At 50.6% G+C, this 840-nt stretch carries 1 protein-coding gene; it reads left to right on the top strand.

Annotation, left to right across the window (positions count from 1 at the left end):
* Window positions 1-264: 264 nt before the first annotated feature.
* On the top strand, window positions 265-840 hold a 576-nt coding region (locus AC1DVH_RS32000; RefSeq protein WP_477757152.1), incomplete at its 3' end, for a hypothetical protein.

Here is an 840-nt window from a genome sequence, read left to right as displayed (position 1 = left end):
ATGTGGACCTGATTGATGCGGCCCCAAAATCCGTAAGAGATCAAGAGGGATGCCTAATCAAAGTAGGCTCACGCTCTTGGAGTAAGCAAAACCAGTCCGACATGTCCTGTGCGATAGCTTCTCTGGATATAGTGGGGGTCGACAGGGTATGCGTCGTGGAGCTCACCCGAGCTAAGCGAGACTCGATTGTGGCAAGCGCCAAGTAGATCCCGAGTGCCCGATACACTTGCCGGCTATCGGCTTAGCATTTCAAGGAAATCAGGAATGTATTCATCATTCGTCAATCGTGGCAGTCTCCTGCTTGCCCCTGCTTTAGCGCTGTGTTCATGGATATCTTTGAATCCGTACTTTTTATGGGGCTCCAGTAGGCATATTGCACTTGCCGGACTAACGGCTGGCGTCATTGCGGCGCTCGCGTTCATCGCTGGTGATAGGCCACGTAAAAGTGAAATGATCGGCTTTGCCATGATGGCAATTTTTATAGTCTACATAAGCTTCCTCCCGAAAACGGACGGAAGCTTTACACGTTGGTATTTCGTTCTGCCGACTATGCTAGCGCTCTTCGTATTCGAAGACAGTCGGAGAGCCGAACTTATAAAAGCATTTTCGATTATCTTCGGGTTGAGCTTGCTGCCAGGTGTTTTGGTATCGATTGGCGCCATTCTCGGGCTTCAAATCAGCTTTAATCACAGCCCGCTTCTAAACCCTGTAATGGCCGCAGCGGGGGGTTATTATCTGAATGTGCCCGGTGTGCTATTGCTTGGGAATAACGTGACGTCTCTACCATGGGGCGGAACGCTCTACCGTTTGTGTGCGGTTTATGATGAGCCGGGGATGGTG

This window comes from Pseudomonas sp. P4_C3 (genome assembly GCF_056402075.1).
This window is presented reverse-complemented; position numbering and strand designations above follow the sequence as displayed.